The 21,083-nt window shown below is 48.0% G+C and carries 5 protein-coding genes; all 5 read left to right on the forward strand.

Going from position 1 to position 21,083, the window contains the following annotated elements:
- Nucleotides 1-8: 8 nt before the first annotated feature.
- The 5 genes from VPNCDNU1_RS14450 (at nucleotide 9) to VPNCDNU1_RS14470 (ending at nucleotide 21,083) form a co-directional block, all read left to right on the forward strand.
- Complete coding sequence (locus tag VPNCDNU1_RS14450) at nucleotides 9-1,859, forward strand: non-ribosomal peptide synthetase (protein WP_167404799.1); 1,851 nt, start codon at nucleotides 9-11, stop codon at nucleotides 1,857-1,859.
- 57 nt (nucleotides 1,860-1,916) lie between these two features.
- The gene (locus VPNCDNU1_RS14455) at nucleotides 1,917-11,030 is read left to right on the forward strand and encodes a non-ribosomal peptide synthetase (protein ID WP_104400971.1); all 9,114 of its coding nucleotides are present in this window, start codon (nucleotides 1,917-1,919) and stop codon (nucleotides 11,028-11,030) included.
- Nucleotides 11,031-11,033: 3 nt separating this feature from the next.
- On the forward strand, nucleotides 11,034-14,420 hold the full coding sequence (locus VPNCDNU1_RS14460; RefSeq protein WP_104400972.1) for a non-ribosomal peptide synthetase: 3,387 nt from the start codon (nucleotides 11,034-11,036) through the stop codon (nucleotides 14,418-14,420).
- 2 nt (nucleotides 14,421-14,422) lie between these two features.
- Nucleotides 14,423-20,170, forward strand: a complete 5,748-nt coding sequence (locus VPNCDNU1_RS14465; RefSeq protein ID WP_104400973.1) for a non-ribosomal peptide synthetase — start codon at nucleotides 14,423-14,425, stop codon at nucleotides 20,168-20,170.
- A 100-nt stretch (nucleotides 20,171-20,270) separates the two neighbouring features.
- Nucleotides 20,271-21,083 (forward strand): AraC family transcriptional regulator, encoded by an 813-nt coding sequence (locus tag VPNCDNU1_RS14470; protein WP_104400974.1) that lies wholly within the window; start codon nucleotides 20,271-20,273, stop codon nucleotides 21,081-21,083.

A 21,083-nucleotide genomic window follows, 5' to 3' on the forward strand; every position in this document is an offset into this window, starting at 1 on the left:
TACATGAAATGAGTATGAAAAATGATATTGGGCAAGGCGTAAGCCTTCAATATTTATTTGAAGAACGATTTCGTTTATCCGGTGATAAGTGCGCGATCGTTTTTAAAAATAAAGAAGTCAGTTTTAATGAGCTAAATTCAAGAACCAATAGACTTGCCAACCTACTGATAGATAAGCAGGTAAAAGCAGGCGATGTGGTTGCCATTCTTTTAGAGCGTTCAGAAGACGTTTTCGTGTCCATGTTAGCTGTGCTTAAGGTTGGTGCTGCTTATTTACCTGTAGATTTAAATTACCCTTCATCAAGGGTAGAACACATGTTAAACGACAGCATGTGTCGATTGGTCATCGCCGATGACAGCGGCACCAAAATGCTCGGAACCGTGCAAAGTGAATTGGCAGTGGATGTCGCATTAGTGGCGGATTCTTTGTCGCTCAATCCACGGCTTGAATGCCACCAAGGCGCAGCAACCGATTTGGCGTATCTTATCTATACGTCAGGTTCGACTGGAAAGCCTAAAGGCGTTTGTGTCACTCATGGCAATGTGGCTAATTTTAAATCAGGGATGCAAGAATGCCTTGGTTTAAGCGAACTGCGTAGCATGGCGTCTTTAACAACCGTGTGTTTTGACATTTTTGTTTTGGAATCTCTGGTCGCACTGTTGCAGGGACTGACCGTTCATTTGATTTCGGATGACGAGCGCAAATCCATTTCTCAACTTTCCGAAGCGCTTTCCAACGTGGATGTACTTCAAATCACCCCTTCTCATCTCAGTGTGATGATTGATGAACCTCGAATTCAAGCGGCTCTAGCTGGGCTTAATACCCTATTGGTCGGTGGTGAAGCATTTCCTGTCACATTGCTTAGAAAGCTCCAGTCAGTCACCCAAGCGCGCATTTTCAATATGTACGGACCAACCGAAACCACGGTTTGGTCGACCGTGCAAGATGTGACGCACAAAGATCAAATCGATATTGGTCAGCCCATCCTAAACACCCAAATTCTCATTCTGGGTGATAGCAACACAGAAGTGTCTCAAGGCGATGTGGGTGAAATCTGCATATCAGGGGAAGGGGTCACCGCAGGGTATTGGAACCGCCCTGAATTGACGACGCAACGCTTTATCGAGCATCCGTCAGCACAAGGCAAGGTCTACAAAACGGGAGACTTAGGGAGAGCCAATCCGGACGGGTCGTATCAGTGTCTTGGCAGAATCGACCATCAGGTGAAAATTAATGGTCATCGAGTCGAACTTGGTGATATCGAAAGTCACCTACTTGCCCAGTCAAGCGTGCAGCAAGTAGGTGTTGTGGTGTTGTCATCACAGTCTTACCAAGGGCAGTTGGCTGCGTTTGTCGTTAGCTCTGCCTTTGATGCCAATTCACTGCGGCAGCAGCTTTCCAGCGCATTACCCAGCTACATGATCCCTACGTACATTGAGCAGGTAGAGTCATTACCCATGACAGAAAATGGCAAAGTCGATCGCCAAGCGTTAGCGCAGTTATCACCACGTACAATCACGGACGTTGTCTCGCAAAAAACGAACCCAACGCCCGACGCCTCGCAACCCCTAATTTTGCCAGAAACCGATATTGAAGAAGAAATCCATCGTATTTGGTGTGAAGTATTGGCTCGTCCCCAAATTTGCTGCACCCAGCGCTTTATGGACTTGGGCGGGACATCGGTGCTTGCCATTCAGCTATTGAGTGGGATTGAGGCTGAACTGGGCATCGAAGTGACCTTTTCAGACTTCATTACACGGGGGAATACTGTTCAGTCTCTATCGCGGTTAATTGAGGATCTGATTATCTCAGAGATGAGTGAAGAAGAAATAGAAGCACTAATGGCATCGGAAGAATAACGCTATACCCAAGCATCTAGAGAATAAATAAAACGAAGCAAACACAGTAGGCAATATATGAACGGTGAAAGAAAGGGAAGGCTTTCGCTTTCCCAAAAGCAACGGGAAAAGTTGCTCGCGCAGCGTAAGCGCCGCACAGGAAATGGCATAGAAGCATTGAACCGACAGGGCAGTGACAACACATTTCCGGTTTCTGAGTTACAGCAAGACATGTGGGTACTTGAAAGCCTGCACAATGCGACCTCTACCAGCAACATCCCCTGCATGTATTCCGTTGAACATTCTTCTTCTAAAGAACATTTTGACGTCACCAAGCTTCGCCGTGCCATGTCATGCTTAATACAGCGCCATGAAAGCCTACGAACCGTATTTGTGAACGAAGAAGGGCAGTTAAAGCAGCGAATATTGCCCAATGTACAATATGAAATCCGCGAAACGAATTTATCTGATCATAACCAAGATGTCGCAGCTCTATCGCTGGATGAGGTGATTCAGCAAGATATTGCAGAAGCGTTTAACGTCAACACCGGTCCTATGTTTCGCGTGCACATCATCCGATGCAGCGATACTGAAAGCAAAGTAGTGTTTGTTTTCTCTCACCTTATCTTTGATGGTGGCTCCATTGCGCATTTCGAGCGTGACTTCTTCCACTTTTATTTGCATTCAAACAGCGAACAGCACCCTGAAGAGACAAGTGAAGCCTTACCCGCACTTCCAGTTCAACCGGCAGACTACGCCCACTGGATGCAGCAAGAACCGCAGAAAGCCAAGCGAGCATCTCATCTTGCTTACTGGAAAACGCAACTGGCGGGTTGCGACGTCGACTTAGCGTTACCTTACGACCGTACGCCAGGTATCCACAACGATGTGTCAGTTACTCAATATGAACACGTTTTACCTACCCGTTTGACTCGTTGGTTAAAGGGCGAGTGTACACAGACAGGTACTTCGCTGTATTCCCTATTGCTGGCGACCTTTGGTGTCTTGCTGCACCGAATAACGGGTCAAACTGACGTTGCCATAGCCTCAGCGTTCACTAACCGGAATCGCTCCGAGCTGGAGCACCTTATCGGGCTCTTTGCCAGAGAGGCATTACTGCGAGTTCGCTTGAACCAAAACGACACCTTTTCAAGCGTGAAGCAGTCAGTTCAGCAATGTGTGATTGAAGCGATAGACCACAGCGAGCTGTCTCTAGGTCAAATCAACCGAGAGCTTGGCATGGTGAAAGCCAGCCAAGATGGGCAAGTGGCAAGAACGTTGTTTCTGCTTCGAGAGCATAAAAGCCAGCTAGGAAGCCAACACAGTGTGGAAGGGTGGGAACCGTATGGTGAAGTGCGTTTGGGGAACGACCAAAACCGCTACGATTTGAGCTTAGTCTGTCGGGATGAAGGCGATTCAATACGCGTGTCATTTAACTATAAACCGTCGCTGTTCAATGAATCCACGGTGGCACAGTTTGCCGCGATATTTGAGCGAATACTGCAAAGCCATATGGAAGAGACGTTACCAATTGGGGAGATATCCCTGATACCTCCGATGGAAATAAACGATGTCTATCACCAATGGAATGACACCCAGCACGGCTATTCTGAACACAAAACATTGCATGAAAAATTTGAAGAACAGGCGAAGGAAACCCCTGACAACACGGCATTGATCTTTGAACAAGATTCGCTTACTTACCGAGAATTGAATCAGCGAGCGAACCAGTTAGCCCATAAAATCCGAACATATCACTTAAACCGAAATCAAACGCAACTTGCGGCTAATACCCCTGTCGCCTTGTATCTAGACCGCAGCTTGGAAATGGTTATCGCGATTTTGGCGGTCATGAAATCCGGTGGTGCTTACGTACCCATTGCCACCGATAATCCTACGCAGCGTACGCGTTACATATTGGAAGATACTCAAGCGCAGCTGATCCTAACGCAAGAAAGGTGGCAAAACGATTTACTCGGTGTCTGCGAGGATTTACCTGCTGAAAGTGTCTCCATCGATGAAGGTAGCGATCGCACAAACGAAAATTATGAAAACGTAAACGCAGCTGTCAGTAGCTCGGATATGGCTTACATCATCTATACCTCAGGCACAACGGGTCAGCCAAAAGGGGTAATGGTGCCGCATAAGGGCGTGGTCAATCGTTTAGAAGCGCTGCAAAACCAATTTCCGTTGAGTACCAACGACAGAGTGTTGCAAAAGACGCCTTACACGTTTGACGTATCGGTGTGGGAACTGCTTTGGGCGAACTGGACAGGTGCAGCGATTGTGATGGCGCCGCCAAAAGCGCATCAATCACCGGAGCAGCTGCATCACATCATGACGCAAAATCGGGTGACGGTTACTCACTTTGTACCTCCCATGCTAACAGGCTTTAGCCACTTTCTGTCTCACGCTAACCAATCGATACCGAGTTCCGTGCGTCGTGTTTTTTGCAGTGGGGAAGCGCTAACTCCCGAACACATTAGGCTGTTCAATGCGATAAATGAGCATGGCGCAACCTTGCATAACCAATACGGCCCAACGGAAGCCTCGATAGAAGTCAGTGTGTACGATTGCTTACTGAATGAAACGGAAACCGTGCCCATTGGCCGACCCATTCAAAATGTGCGTTTATTGGTCATGGACCCTCATTCTAAGCATCTTCAGCTATGCCCTGAAGGGTTACCCGGCGAGCTGTACATAGGTGGTATTGCCGTCACACAGGGGTATTTGAACCAACCAAACCTGACAAAAGAACGCTTTGTCGACAACCCATTTGCGACCAAAGAAGAGATAGCGCAAGGTCTAAACAAGCTTTACAAAACCGGTGATTTAGTCAGACGTCAGCCGAATGGAAACATCGAGTATTTGGGAAGAAACGATTTCCAAGTCAAAGTGCGCGGCTACCGTATCGAGTTAGAAGAAATTGAAGCGGCGATGCAAGCGCACCCAAGAATCAAAGCATCGTGCGTTCATACCGTTGAGGGCGCAGGTGAAAAGGCACTAGTAGGGTATTACGTGGAACACGCTCCTACCTCTTCTTCCAATCAGGAGCAGGAAGGCGTGGCGCTTTGGAAGAGCGTTTATGAAGCGGAATACAAAGAGGATAATCAGACCATTAATCAGTTCGATATCCGAGGCTGGAAAAGCTCGTTTACGCAATTGCCTATCCCACCGGAAGAAATGAAAGAATGGGTCGATGCTACGGTGACTCGGATTCAGGGGTTAAACCCTCATTCCGTATTAGAAATTGGCTCGGGGTCCGGTTTGATTTTCTATCCGTTATTGCCGTCTTGCACCCACTATATAGCCACCGATTTTTCATCAAATGCGATGAATCGTTTGTCTTCTTCGGCAAAAGTGTTGGGGTATGAGCATAAATCTGAATTTGTCACTTGCCCAGCCGACGAGGTGGCTAGTGCCGCGTTAGAGCAACGTGTTGATACAGTGGTGATGAATTCGGTTTCTCAATATTTTCCTAATGCTGGCTACCTCGACAAAGTGATCGAGCAAGCCATTGAAAGCATTGAGGGTGAAGGCAACCTATTCTTTGGTGATATAAGAGATCAACGGTTACTAAGGGCTTTCCACCTTTCCATTCTTGCTCATCGGAATCCGGAGAAAGCCATCGCTCAGTTAGTCAAACAGGCAACTTGGTTAGCATCGAAAGAAACGGAACTCGCGATTTCTCCGACTTATTTTCTCGCATTGATGCAGCACCCAGCGGTTGATGCGGTTCAAGTGCTTCCTAAACGTGGTTTTGCTGATCACGAGATGAATCGCTTTCGATACGATGTCATTGTTCGCATTAAGAAAAACGGTGCAGAGGGCGTCGAAGTAGCCAATAACAATTCTATTGAATTGAGTGAATTTGATTCGGTTGAGTTTTCAAGCGAACTCGATTTACCGAGTTTGTTGGCTTCGTCTGAACGTGGAGTTTGGATAAAGCATTATCCAGATGCGCGAGTCTGGGATGTACAGCAATGCGTAATGGGTAATCCGTCAGCGGAACGACCGCTCTCTACCGAAAACGCGCTTTCCATTGAAGCTTTGCATCTAATGGCGGAGCAGCAAGGGTTAACATTACAAGTATTTCTGGCAACGGAATCTGAGCAAGCGGGCGCCTTACATTTGTTCTTCAGTGAAGACGCCGTGAATGTCTCAAGCCATGCATTGCATGATGTTGATTCACACCTTAGCTCATCTGCTCAACATCCCCATACCAATTCACCTGATATCGGCCATCAAGCGCTGACATACGGAGAATTGAGCGACTATTTGGCACTTCGCCTACCTGAATATATGGTGCCAGTGGCGTTTGTTCCGATGAAAGACTTTCCATTGTCGAGCAGTGGAAAGCTGGATCGCAATGCGCTCCCAGAACCTGAATTCATCGATAAGAACAATTATGTCGCGCCTGATAGCGACATAGAACTGGAACTTTGCAGTATTTGGAAGCAAGTTTTAGGCATTGAAAGTATCGGTGTGAACGACAACTTTTTCCGTATTGGTGGCGATAGCATCATCGCCATTCAACTTGTCTCTAAAATCCGTAAAGCGGGTTTTCATATTCAAGTGAAAGACATGTTTGATGCGCCAACGGTTAAGCAATTGGCGCTGGTATTGGCGGACAATAAACCTCAGCAAACGCTCAACACTGAGCAAGGAGAGCTGGAAGGTGAATTCTCGCTATTGCCTATTCAGACGTGGTTTTTCAACAAAGCGCTGGCAAACCCACACCATTGGAATCAAGCCTTTACGCTACGTGTCCCCGCTGGTATTTCCAAACCTGCTCTTGAGGCGGCGTTATTCCAGTTGAGTGTCCACCACGATGCCATGAGAATTCGCTTTGACATTAACGAAGGCAGTATCAAGCAGCGTTATTGCCGGACTGAAGAATTACCAAAATTAGAAGTGCATGAGTTGAATGTGGCGGCAGAAATGGACGTAGCGCAACAGCTCACAACTTGGCAGAGCGATTTCGATATAGAAAATGGTCCGTTATGGCGAGCGGCGTATCTAACAGGTTACCCCGAAGGTGAAGCCCGCCTCTGGTTTGCTTTTCACCACTTGATTATAGATGCGGTGTCGTGGCGAATCATTGCAGAGGACTTAGAGACGTTGTTGTCTGACAATACGCTATCGCAGAAAGGAAGCAGCTATCGCCAATGGGTACGCGCGGTGGAGCAATATAGGGAGACCCATGTAGCCGAGCTGCCTTATTGGCAAGATGTATTATCAGATACAAAGACACTGCCTTCTCCGCAAAGCGACTCTTCTGGTGCTGCTATTGCCGAAAATACGTCGACAACGCGAATCGAGTTTCCGTTAAAAGAAACGCATTTGCTGCTGCACGAGGCGCATCAAGGATATAACACCGAAATCAATGATTTGCTTCTGAGTGCGTTAAGCCTTGCGCTGAATGCCGTTGCGGGGCAGTCAGTTAATCACATTACGCTTGAGGGGCATGGGCGCGAAGCGATCGACCCTGCTCTCGATATTTCTCGCACACTAGGGTGGTTTACCACGGCTTATCCGCTGCGATTAGAGGCGGCAGACGATCTCGAACACACCATTATTCAAACCAAAGAAACTTTGCGCCGTGTCCCCAATAAAGGCATTGGGTTTGGTGCGTTTTCTCACACGTTTTCTCATGATGCGTTGCCGAAGATTTATTTTAACTACCTCGGGCAATTGGACTCCACAGGAAACGGGTCGATGTGGGAAGTGGTGAATGAAGATAGTGGCAATGTTATTGGAGAAGGTAACCGTGACAGCGCTTTACTGAACATCAATGGTGGTGTCTTTAATGGGCAGCTGCAGTTCGACATCATTTCTCAATTGTCGCCAACTCAGACCATGGCATTTCGCCATGCATTCGACACATCTTTACATCAGGTGTTAGAGCAAAGCCTAGAAACGGCCAAGCGAGGGGGCGTGAATACGGCGAGCGATTTTGGCTGTGCAGGATTGCACCAATCGCAATTGGAGCATATTGGTCAGTCACGCCAGTATGGTTTATCGAGCATAGCGGCTATTTATCCAGCAAGCAGTTTGCAGCAAGGGTTTGTATATCATCACATCAGCCAACCTGAAGATGATGCTTATCGTCTCCAAGTGCTGGTGGATTATGACCGTGCCATTGATGTTGACCGTTATTTTAAAGCATGGGAGCTCGCATCATTCGCGTTTCCAGCGCTTAGAATCGCTTTCCACTGGGAAGGGGAAATGGTTCAGGTGATCGGAAAAGAGGCGGGTATCACCTCACGCCAATTCACCTCTTTAAGTTTGGCGGACCTCCCAGAAGACGAACACCATGACGCCATCATCGCTCTACAATCTGCTGAGCGTGAGAAGCCTTTTGACCTGACCGTGTCTGGCCTGATGCGCGTAGCGATAATCAAACGCAGTGACAGTGCTTTTACCCTAATTCAAACCGCGCATCACAGCATTACCGACGGCTGGAGCAACCCAATTTTGCTCAAAGCAGTTCACAGATACTACGACGCACTGAGTGCAGGGCAAGTGCCACACGTAGTGGAAGAGTCGGTGTATGGCAAAGTGCAAATGCACCGCATGGCACAACGTGATAAAACCACACGTTATTGGTCGGAAAAACGCAGTTCATTGAGTCAACCGAATGACCTTGGCGTATTTCTGCCAGAGTCACAGGAACTCGATAGTCTCAGGTCGCTTGTGACACCTGCGCAAGCGTCAAAGCGTATTAGTGGGAAAGCTTACCAACGGCTCAAATCAGCTTGCCAATCGCATAACGTAACACTCAACGTGGCACTGCAGTTTGCATGGCATAAGTTGATTCAAATCTACACGCAAGACGTTCAAACCATTGTTGGAACCACGGTTTCGGGGCGAGATGTTCCGATCGATGGGATTGAAGAAAGCGTCGGCTTATACATCAATACCTTGCCACTCGCCGTCAATTGGACCGATTCCCTCACAGTTGCCGAAGCACTCACTTCCATTCATCGAAGTATCGCTGAGCTCAATAGCTTTAGTGGAATTGCATTGGCCGATCTGCAAGAAGACGGCAAGCGCCTTTTCCAAAGCTTGTTTATTTTTGAAAACTACCCATCTCTCGATGATGTGTCTCCAACTGGGCTTTCGGCAGACAGTACACCGAGAAGTTGGTCCGATAAAATGGACTACCCATTTTCGGTGATGGCCTACGAGAAAGAAGGTTCGTTGTCGATTCAGCTAGGCTTTGATCAGTCGCTGATGGAAATAAGCCAAGTCGAAAGGTTATTTACGCAATTGGAGAGCATATTGCAGTTTGTTGCTCATCAGAGCGATGAAAGCCATCACCATATCAATGTGATTGATAGCACTGAGCAAAACAGGCTTATCCACGACTGGAATACCACACAATCGCCTGCGCCTTCCTTGCCAACGTGGCATCAGCTGTTTGAAGCGCAAGTGCAAACTACACCGAATGCAGTGGCACTCACGTATCAAGACCAGCATTTGACGTATCAAGAGTTGAACCAGAAAGCCAACCAGCTTGCACACACTCTTCGCCAACAGCATGTGATTCGTTACGAGCGTGAACTGACGGCAGACACACCGATTGCCTTGTACTTAGACCGAAGCGTCGACATGGTGGTGAGCATTTTAGCGGTGCTCAAGGCGGGCGGGGCGTATGTCCCCGTATCGCCGGAATACCCGAAAGAGCGCACGCAGTTTATTTTGGAAGACACGGCGGCACCGCTGGTACTGACTCAGCAAACGCACCTTAGCCAGCTGGATGGTTGGTTAAGTGATTTGCCGCAGCTACCCGAGCTAGTATTGGCAGACAACGCGTATCCCCAATCATCAGAGAGCCTGAACCTGACGGTTTCAGGTGAGGACCTCGCGTACATCATTTACACCTCAGGCACCACCGGTAAGCCCAAAGGGGTAATGATGCCGCATTCGGCTTACACCGATTTCATTCATCAATATCATCAGTCTGTCCAGGCGCAGCCTGTTTCCTTAGTCAGCCTCACTCAATACACCTTTGACATCTTTGGCTTGGAATACGGCTTACCACTCTTATCAGGTGGAACAGTTCATCTGTCGGATATCCACCAAGCATCGGAAACTTTATCCGAGCATGCCAGCAAGACCAACGTATTACAGCTTACCCCTTCAGTGTGGTCAGTGTTGCAAGTGGCGTTGCCAGAAGCTCTCGATTTGTCTCACGTGACCGTTATTGTCGGCGGCGAAAGTGGCTCGGAAGCAATTTACCAAAGCTTGTCGCAGCGCTTTAAAGAGGTCATTCAAGTGTACGGCCCAACTGAAGCGTGTATTTGGAGTACCCAATCTCGATACCAATCGGGTAACGCCCACATTATCGGCACACCGCTGAGTAACGAGCGATGCTATGTCCTTTCGAGCAATGGAAAGCTGTGCCCAATTGGTGTTCCCGGTGAGCTGCACATTGGGGGCGCAGGATTGGCGAGAGGCTACCTCAACCGAGACACCCTAACGGAAGAGCAGTTCATCGACAGCCCAATTGAAGGACAGGGTGAACGGTTATACAAAACCGGAGACTGGGTACGCTGGCGTCACGATGGACAGCTGGAATACATCGGGCGTAATGACAGCCAAGTGAAGATACGCGGTTACCGGATTGAGTTGGGTGAAATTGAAGCCACGCTCATGGCGGTTGATGGGGTGCAACAAGCCGTCGTTATTGACCGAGAAAAAGAAGGCGACAAGTATCTTGCCGCATACCTTGTGAGTGACCAAATACTCAGCATGGATGACCTCTGCTACAGCTTAAATGCTCATCTACCGGATTACATGGTGCCCGCTACCTTCAACCAGATTGAAGTCATCCCTCTAACGTTAAACGGCAAGCTCGACCGCCGAGCGCTGCCTGAACCGGAATGGGTGGAATCCAGTGGTTACGTCGCCCCAGAAAGTGAGTTGGAAATCGCGCTGTGCAACATCTGGTCTCAGGTGTTGGGGTTAGAGCGCGTTGGCGTTCACGACAGCTTTTTCCAAATCGGCGGCAATTCCATTAACGCCATTAAAGTCATTAGTCAGATCAACCAATTATCGGTTTGTCACCAACGTGTCGAGCTGAGCCATTTGTTTAATTTAAAAACCATTGCTGAGCTCCATAAGCATCTGCAAGCCCAAGAGAGTTCGGGTTTATTAGACCAGCAAGTCAACGAGATGAGTATTTAAGCCATGTTAGATCTAATCAATCAAATCAAAGAGAATGAATTGTCTGTATGGGTACAAGAGGATGCTATCAAATTAGCATTTGGTGACGAGAAACCATCGGACGTATTGCTTGCGAAAATCAAAGAAAACAAACCCGGTCTGATGGATATCTTAAGGCGAAATGGCATCTTATCTAAGCACGACTTCTGGGAAACAGAGATTTTCTCTTTGCCAAATACAAATGCGACGTTGTCTTTTGCTCAAGAGCGCATGTTGTTTATTGAGCAATTTGAACAAGGCACAGATGCGTACCACATTCCTTATACCGTCGAGCTTTCCAGTGATATCCAGCAGGATGTGTTGATTCAAGCGTTCCAAGCCGTTGTCGATAGGCATCCAGTGTTGAACTCGATTTACAAGCAGAATGAAGAAGGGCAGTTTGCATTGCATCCACTGGATCAAAAGGTTTGCATCTCTCAACAGACAGTAGCGGACTTTGCTGACTTCAAAGCCCAATTGTCTCAAGCGATTGAGCGACCGTTTGATCTGTCTACCGAAGCCCCAATGCGTCTGTCGCAATTCACCTCTGAAGGCAAACACTATCTGTTGATACTGTGGCACCACATTGCTTTTGATGGCTGGTCGACCGACATTTTCTTGCGTGAGCTATCTCAGGCATACCAAGCCTTGCTAACGCAGGGTCGAGCATTACAGCAAGATCAGCCAGTACTGCCACCCTTGGCAATTCAGTACAGTGATTATGCATTTTGGCAACGTCATCAACTTGAGGGGAGGGGGCTAGAGAGCCAAATGGCATTTTGGTCTGATACGTTATCCGGCTGTCAGACGTTGGAGCTGCCAACCGATCATCCAAGACCAACAAAATTGAACTACCAAGGCAGAAACGTCTCACTGACTCTCGATAGCGCGTTGTCGGAGCAACTTAAATCGTTAGCACGAGATCAAGACACCACGCTTTACGTTGTTATGCTGAGCGGATTTTATCTGACACTGGCGACGCTGAGTGGACAGGACGACATCGTTGTTGGCACGCCTTCCGACAATCGCCATCAACCCCAGACACAAGACTTGATTGGTTACTTTGCTACGTCTCTGGTGTTAAGGGCTCAAGTGGATCTAGCTGGAACAGTAAGCGATCTGTTTAAGCAGGTTCACACAGTAATGACCAACGCTAAAATGAATCAGGATGTGCCGTTTGAGCGTTTGATTGATTTACTCAACGTAGAGCGCGATATGTCGCGCCACCCATTGTTTCAAGTGATGTTTGGCATGCAAAGTTTCGGTCATCAGCAATTGAGCCAAGACGCATTGCCATTTGAATCGGTCGATTTGGGCGACGAAGGGCTATATGCCCCAGCCAAATTTGATTTGAATTTCCATGTGGATGACGGTCACGACGCTCTAAAATTGGGGTTGGATTACGCTACCAGCCTGTTTGAGCACTCTTCTGCGCAACGTGTGTTGACGATTTATCAGCACATATTGAAAAGCTTTGTCGCGGATTCTGAACAATGCCTTGCAGACATTGATGTGCTATCGGAATCTGAAAAAACGCTGCTATTACGCGACTGGAATACCACACAATCACCTGCACCGTCCCTACCAACGTGGCATCAATTGTTTGAAGCGCAAGTGCAAATTACACCGAATGCGGTGGCACTCACGTATCAAGACCAGCATTTGACCTATCAAGAGTTGAACCAAAAAGCCAACCAGCTTGCGCGCACTCTTCGCCAACAGCATGTGATTCGTTACGAGCGTGAACTGACGGCAGACACACCGATTGCCTTGTACTTAGACCGAAGCGTAGACACGGTGGTGAGCATTTTAGCGGTGCTCAAGGCGGGTGGGGCGTATGTCCCTGTATCGCCAGAATACCCGAAAGAGCGCACGCAGTTTATTTTGGAAGACACTGCGGCTCCGTTGGTCCTCACTCAGCAAACGCATTTAAGCCAGCTTGATGGTTGGTTAAGCGAATTGCCTCAGCTACCCGAGTTGGTGTTGGCAGACAACGCGTACACCCAATCATCAGAGAACCTAAACCTGACGGTTTCAGGTGATGACCTTGCGTACATCATTTACACCTCAGGCACCACAGGTAAGCCTAAAGGGGTGATGATGCCGCATTCGGCTTACGCCGATTTTATTCACCAATATCATCAGTCTGTTCAGGCGCAGCCCGTTTCCTTAGTCAGCCTCACTCAATACACCTTTGACATCTTTGGCTTGGAATACGGCTTACCCCTGTTGTCAGGCGGAACAGTTCATCTGTCGGATATCCACCAAGCATCGGAAACTTTATCCGATCATGCCAGCAAGACTAACGTACTGCAGCTTACCCCTTCGGTGTGGTCAGTATTGCAAGTAGCGTTGCCAGAAGCTCTCGATTTGTCTCACGTGACCGTTATTGTCGGCGGCGAAAGTGGCTCGGAAGCGATTTACCAAAGCTTGTCGCAGCGTTTTAAAGAGGTCATTCAAGTGTACGGTCCGACTGAGGCGTGCATTTGGAGTACTCAATCTCGATACCAATCGGGCAACGCCCACATTATCGGTACACCGCTGAGTAATGAACGATGCTATGTCCTCTCGGGCAATGGAAAGCTGTGTCCAATTGGTGTTCCAGGTGAGCTGCACATAGGGGGCGCAGGACTGGCGAGAGGCTACCTCAATCGAGGCATCTTAACAGCGGAGCAGTTCATCGATAGCCCAATTGAAGGGCAGGATGAACGGTTATACAAAACCGGAGACTGGGTGCGCTGGCGTCACGACGGTCAACTGGAATACATCGGGCGTAATGACAGCCAAGTGAAGATACGCGGTTACCGGATTGAGCTGGGTGAAATTGAAGCCACGCTCATGGCGGTTGATGGGGTGCAGCAAGCTGTCGTCATCGACAGAGAAAAAGAAGGCGACAAGTATCTTGCCGCGTACCTTGTGAGTGACCAGACACTCAGTATGGATGACCTCCGCCACAGCTTAAATGCTCATCTACCGGATTACATGGTGCCCGCTACCTTCAACCAGATTGAAGTCATCCCTCTAACGTTAAACGGCAAGCTCGACCGCCGAGCGCTGCCTGAACCGGAATGGGTGGAATCCAGTGGTTACGTCGCCCCAGAAAGTGAGTTGGAAATCGCGCTGTGCAACATCTGGTCTCAGGTGTTGGGGTTAGAGCGCGTTGGCGTTCACGACAGTTTCTTCCAAATCGGCGGCAATTCCATTAACGCCATTAAAGTCATTAGCCAGATCAATCGCTACCTTGGTCATTCGCTGCGTTTGGAGTTAGTGAACCTCTACACCACCAAAACGATCGCCGAGTTGGCAGCGTACATTGAAGAAAATCAAACCGTCAGCTTCCTTGATGAGCAAGATAACGAAATGAGTATTTAGTTATGTACGAATTAGTGAATCGAATCAAAGCCAGCAACATGTCGGTTTGGGTGGAAGAGGACGCCATTAAGCTGGCGTTTGCCGGTGATAAACCGTGCTCAGAGTTGCTGGGGGAGATCAAAGCAAGAAAGCCAGAACTATTGGGTATATTGCAGCAAAATCAGATCACCTCTAAGCATGCGTTTTGGGATAAAGAGATACTTTCTATGCCAGAGACGCAAACCGAGCTTTCTTTTTCACAAGAGCGCATGTTGTTCATAGAGCAGTTTGAGCAAGGCACGGATGCGTATCATATTCCCTATGTCTTTGAGCTCAATGCCGACGTCGATTTGCCGGCGCTGGAACGGTCCTTCCAAAAGATAGTTGAGCGACATCCGGTATTAAATTCAATATACCTGACTGATGAACAAGACAAGGCGTATGTGAAGCTGCTGGTATCCACCGTGCAAATGGACGTCGAATCCATCGCACCTAATACGCCAGTAAAAACCATTTTTGATTCCGAAATATCTCGACCCTTCCAATTGGATCAAGAGCGACCGATCCGGTTGATTCGCTACCTAGGGTTGGAGAAAGATTACTTGTTGGTCATTTGGCATCATATTGCTTTTGATGGTTGGTCGACCGATGTTTTTCTTAGCGAGTTATCGCTGGCGTACCAAGCTTACAGCACAGGGAACTCACCTGTGCTGCCTGAATTGGACGTTAGTTATGCCGATTACGCCCTTTGGCAGCGTCAGCAACTAACGGGCTCAAACTTAGAGAAACAGCTTTCGTTTTGGAAGCACCAGCTTGATGGCGTTGAAACGCTAGCCTTACCGACCGATTCTCCGCGCCCAGCAACAATCGATTACAGCGGTAAAGATTTAGTATTCACATTCGATAGCGGGCTCTCTGATCAGCTTCGACAGCTCGCTCGTCAGCAAGATACCACCTTGTACACAGTATTGCTGAGTGGGTTTTATGCGACGCTGGCGCTATTGTCTGGTCAGAAAAGCATTGTCGTCGGCACGCCTTCTGATAACCGCCATTACACGCAAGTCCAAAATTTGATCGGTTACTTTGTTAATTCATTGCCAATGCGAGCAGATGTATCGCTTTCGTCGAGCGTGAAAGCATTCATCACTTTAGTTCACAACGTCGTAGCAGATGCAAAAACCCATCAAGATTTACCCTTCGAGCAACTTGTTGAGGCGCTAAAAGTAGAACGGGATATGTCACGTCACCCGATTTTTCAAGTGATGTTCTCGCTACAAAGTTTTGGTGAGCAGCGTTTGAAAGAGCAGACGTTGCCGTTTAAACAAGCGCAATTTGAAGAAGTGCGCTCGTTAAGAAATCCCGCCAAGTTTGACTTGAGTTTGTACTTAGATGACAGCGGAGAAGACATTTACGGCAACTTCAATTTCGCGACCAGCTTGTTCAATGATGACACCATTCAAAGAATTGCCGACGTCTACTCATGGGTATTAAAGAGCTTTGCTGCTAATCCGAATCAAGCGCTTGGGCAAATTGATGTGCTTTCACCGGCTGAGCGCGAGCAGCTTTTTGAACAGTGGAACAACACGCACGAAGATTACCCTAAAAGAAATTTACTCGACGGATTCAATGAGCAAGTGGTAAAGCAACCTAATGCGCTTGCGGTCGTTTGTGGTGACCATAACGTTAGTTATCAAGAGGTGCACGAGCATCGTTTGTTATTAGCAAATCAGCTTCAACAAGCAGGGGTAGAGCGAGGTGAGTTGGTTGGTGTACTGACGGAAAAAGGCGAACCACAGCTGGTGGCTACGTTGGGCATTATGTCGATTGGGGCGGCGTATTTACCACTCAATGTGGCTTGGCCAGCATCGCGTTTGAATGATGTGTTGAAAGCGGGTGATGTAACGCACCTTGTGATGACTCAGTGTCAGCATGACTTGCACGCTGGCGAAGAGTGGCTAAAAAATTATCAGATTACGATCATTGAATCGGTGTATCAAACCTCTATCCCAGAGCATTGGGAAAATGGATTGTGGCGAGAGGCGTTACCGAATGTCAGCCCTGATGAGTTGGCGTACATTATTTTCACCTCTGGCAGCACGGGAAAACCGAAAGGGGTGGTGATCAGTCATGATGGTGCAATGAACACCATCGAAGCGGTGAATCGAACGTTCGACGTTCAGCCGCAAGACCGAGTATTGGCGCTATCGGATTTGAGCTTCGATCTTTCTGTTTACGATTTATTCGGTACGTTAGCAGCAGGCGCAGCCATTGTTTTCCCTGAACAATCAGAAGTGCAAAACCCAAGTCGATGGGTCGAACTTGTCGATACCCATCAAGTGACTATTTGGAACTCTGTGCCTCAATTGGTGCAGCTTTTGGTGGAAGAGGTGGCGTTGCCTATTGGTACTTCTGGAATAGGGGGCTCCAAATGCGAACATCCACAAAGCCTCTGTTCATTGAAAGTCGTGCTCATGAGTGGGGATTGGATCCCACTTCAACTTCCGAAGCAACTTAAGAGTCTAATACCGACAGTACAAGCCATCAGTTTAGGCGGTGCAACGGAAGGGAGTATCTGGTCAATTTGGTATCCCATTCAGTCGGTTAGCCCTGATTGGCAAAGTATTCCTTATGGGTTGGCGATGCCAAATCAAACCATGTGGGTGCTTAACGAGCAGGGTGGGCATTGTCCAGCCGGAGCGATAGGAGAAATCCATATTGGCGGTGCAGGGGTCGCGAAAGGGTATTATAACGAGCCAGAAAAAACGGCTGCTCAGTTCTTTGATCACCCAACACTCGGCCATTTATATCGAACAGGCGATTTAGGCTGCTGGAATAAGCATGGTTACATCGAATTCAAGGGGCGCAAGGATTTCCAAGTTAAAGTACGGGGCTACCGCGTAGAGCTTGGGGAAATCGAAACTGTGCTCTCGGAGCAATCGGGTGTGAAGCATACTGTGGTCATTGATGTTGAGAGAGAAGGTATTAAGAGTCTTGCCGCTTACATTGTTTCAGATGACGACAGCGAAGCCCTATTTGCTAGGCTCCACCAAGTGGTATCAGACGCATTGCCAGAATACATGGTGCCATCAACCTTTAACTTGATCGACGGTATTCCACTGAGTGCGAACGGTAAACTAGACAGAAAAGCGCTGCCCGACCCAGTATGGAACCAAGCAGAAGAATACGTTGCACCAACTACAGACTTGGAGATCTTGTTTGCCGATATCTGGCAACAAGCGTTGAATGTCGAAAAAGTTGGCGTTCACGACAACTTCTTCCAGATCGGTGGTAACTCGATTACCGCAATTCGAATGGTGAGTATGCTGAATCGCGCTTTGGAATCTTGTTCTTTAGCAGATCGGTCGATAGCAGACCATGCTTTAGAGCCAGATAAAGGCGGCGGTGAACCGAAAAAAGTCACGGTAGTGGATTTGTTCCGTTTCCCAACCGTGGCGGAGATCGCTAAGCACATTGAGTCCGACACCGATGGCCAACCAACCGGTCTGTTGCATTGCCTCACATCCCAAAATAAAAGCAAAGCCAAACCTAAGCGCCACCTTGTTTGTATCCCCTATGGCGGCGGAAGCCCCATAGCGTATCAACCTTTATCAGGTTGCCTTCCTGATGATTATTCGCTGCATGCTTTGAATTTCCCCGGTCATGACTACGCGTGCTCAGATGAAGCGCTGATGCCGATGAATGACATTGCGGAGCAGTGCGTCGAAGAGATACTGTCCGGCATTTCAGGTGATATCTATCTTTATGGTCATTGTGTTGGCGGGGCGCTCACCTTGGATATTGCCCGCAGATTAGAAGCAAAGGGATCGCCCGCAAAAGGGGTATTCTTAGCGGCAACGTTCCCATTCCCAAGGTTGCCTTTTGCGGCGTTGGAGTCACTTCGGAAATGGATTCCGTTTGATAAGTTGGTTTCCAATCGCTTACGTTTTGAGTCGATTTTGTCGTTAGGCGGTTTTTCAGAATCACTGGAAGAAGACGAGTTGAATTTCCTGATGTCAGCGATGCGACAGGATGTCAGCGATGCCGAAGACTTCTACACGGTTGCGAACTTGTCGCCAGAGGACTACGTCGTCAGTGCGCCGATATTGTCGATATACGGAGACAAAGACAAAAGCACCGAATTTTATGAAGAACGATACCAAGATTGGCGAGCCTTTTCGCCAGATGTGTCGATGGAAGTGATTCCCGATGCAGGGCATTTCTTTATCAAACATCAACCTCATGAGTTGAGCCGAATCCTGACCGCGCAAATTCAACAATGGGAATCACCAACAAAAGACGACGAAGATAAAAGAGGTGATGAAGACAAAAAATATGAAAACGTAAATGGTTCTGCATTGAGCCAAACGGATAATGAGCCAAAAGAGACGTTCTCGTTTAGCCATTTGTTCAATAGGAAAAATCGGGAGGCGAAACCAAGCTTACCGCTGTTTTTTGTTATCGTCTTCGGGCAATTTATGTCGATGCTTGGAACCGGTTTGACGGCGTTTGCATTGGGTACTTGGGTTTACATACAAACCGGATCCGTCACCGAATTTGCATATATTTCCGTGTTTGCATTGCTCCCCGGTATCTTGGTGTTGCCGTTTGCAGGGGCATTGGTCGATAGGTGGGATAGGCGGCTGATTCTCATGCTCAGCGACGCCATCTCTGTCTGTGGCACCTTGTTTATTTTCTTTACCTTGTGGACGGGAGAGTTGCAGATTTGGAAAATTTACACCGTGGTCGCCATCAGTTCTATCGGACAAGCTTTTCAACGACCAGCCTACATTGCCACCATTGCGCAATTAGTGCCTAAGAAATACCTCGGTCGAGCGAATGGATTGGCTCAACTGGCTTCTTCCACCAGCCAAGTGATCGCGGTTTTTGCGGGTGGGTATCTTTTCCTAGAGGTTGGGCTACAAAATGTGTTGATTTTAGACATTGCGGCATTCTGTGTTGCGTTTACCACGCTGCTTCTCATTCGCTTCCCGAATCGGATGTTCAAAAAGCGCGAGTTACCGATTCTTCAGGAAATAGTTGAGGGTTGGCAATACATCCTTCAGCGTAAAGAGATGCTTGCGATGGTGGTCTTCTTTGCGGTGTACAACTTTGCGTTCAGCGCCATTATGGTGCTCGGTACCCCATTGGTACTGTCTGTGGGCAAAGCAGATTTGCTTGGCCAGGTACTCGCATTTGATGGAATAGGGCAATTGGCTGGTGGCTTGATTATGGGGATATGGGGCGGAACTAAGCTCCGAGCCCATGGCATGATTGGCTTTACGCTTCTAACTGGTGTCTCGATGATCATTGCGGGTATTCAAGCCAATCAGTTTTATCTCATGGCTGGGTTCTTTGGCATCGGAATGTCGTTGGCGTTGGTCAACGCACACTGGCAATGTCTGATTCAAGTGAAAGTTGGGCTTGAATTGCAAGGTCGGGTGATAGCCACCAATCAGATGATGTCGTGGTCGATGATGCCCTTGGCGTATTTCATTATCGGTCATCTGGCAGAAAACGTGGTAGAGCCGTTCATGACAAGTGACTCCGCCATGGCGCATTTTGCTGTGTCTATATTCGGTGGAAGCGAAGGTCGAGGGGTTGGATTGTTGCTGGCGGTATTAGGGGCATTTGCCGTTATCTGGGGTGTGGTGAGTTTGCTTTATCGTCCTCTGAGATTGATGGAGCAAAGGCTACCCGATGTGATCCCTGATGAAGAACCGACATCAGCCATTGGTGAGCCAAAAAAGTTGCATGAACAAACGGTGTCATAGACCCTAAACTATCTAGAACATATTGTCGGTGAGAATAGGGTCCAAGACCCTATTCATTTTTTGGTAAGCTGTAAGGAGGAAAAGTGAATGGATACTCTAAATGCCTTCTCCCAGTTACCACCCAATACAGGGAAGTGTTCATGCTGAAAATGGCTACCTTCGGCTAACGCCGCCCGATCCTATTTCGGGAATAGTGCAAAGCTTTTGGCAGTTGAATGTACCCGAAGGGCGCTTTGTTTATCACAGCATTCCCGATAATTGTGTTGATTGGATAACGCGTGTCGATAAGCCCGAAGACAGCGTGTTTATCCCTTCGTTTTTGTCAGCGAATCCGTTTGAAGTACAAGGTCCGGTGTCTTATTTTGGGGTTCGCTTTCACGTGTTAGGTTATCAAGCGGTGGTGCGAGACCCATTAGAAAATTGGCTTGCGGAGCCTCAAGGGGTGTTGGCGTCTGAGTTTATATCGTCCAGCGGGCTGCCTTGGTTTCAACAAGCGGTATTTGATAGCCCAGACTTCTACACCCGATGTTCCACTATTGTTCAGTGGTTCATTCGACACGCCAATTCGATAAACACAGATACTCGCTTAGATGCCTTTTTAAACCACAGCCTGCTTCATTTAGATAACGGTTTGGATATGTCTGAGCGACATTGTCAAAAAATGGGGATCTCCTCGCGCCAGTTAAGACGGATTGTGCGCCAACACTTAGGGGTATCGCCTCGGGAGTTCCATCAGGTTCTTAGATTCCAAAATGCGCTCGCTCTTCTGAATCAATACCCCGATGACAAAGGTTGGGCAAATTACTACTACGATCAATCGCATTTTATCCGTGATTGTCAGCGGTTCATTGGTATGCCGTATCAACAATTTCAAAACATGTCCGTTTTGTACAATGCTGATGATGTGAAGTAA

Source organism: Vibrio penaeicida, from assembly GCF_002933855.1.
Classification (GTDB): Bacteria; Pseudomonadota; Gammaproteobacteria; order Enterobacterales; family Vibrionaceae; genus Vibrio; species Vibrio penaeicida_A.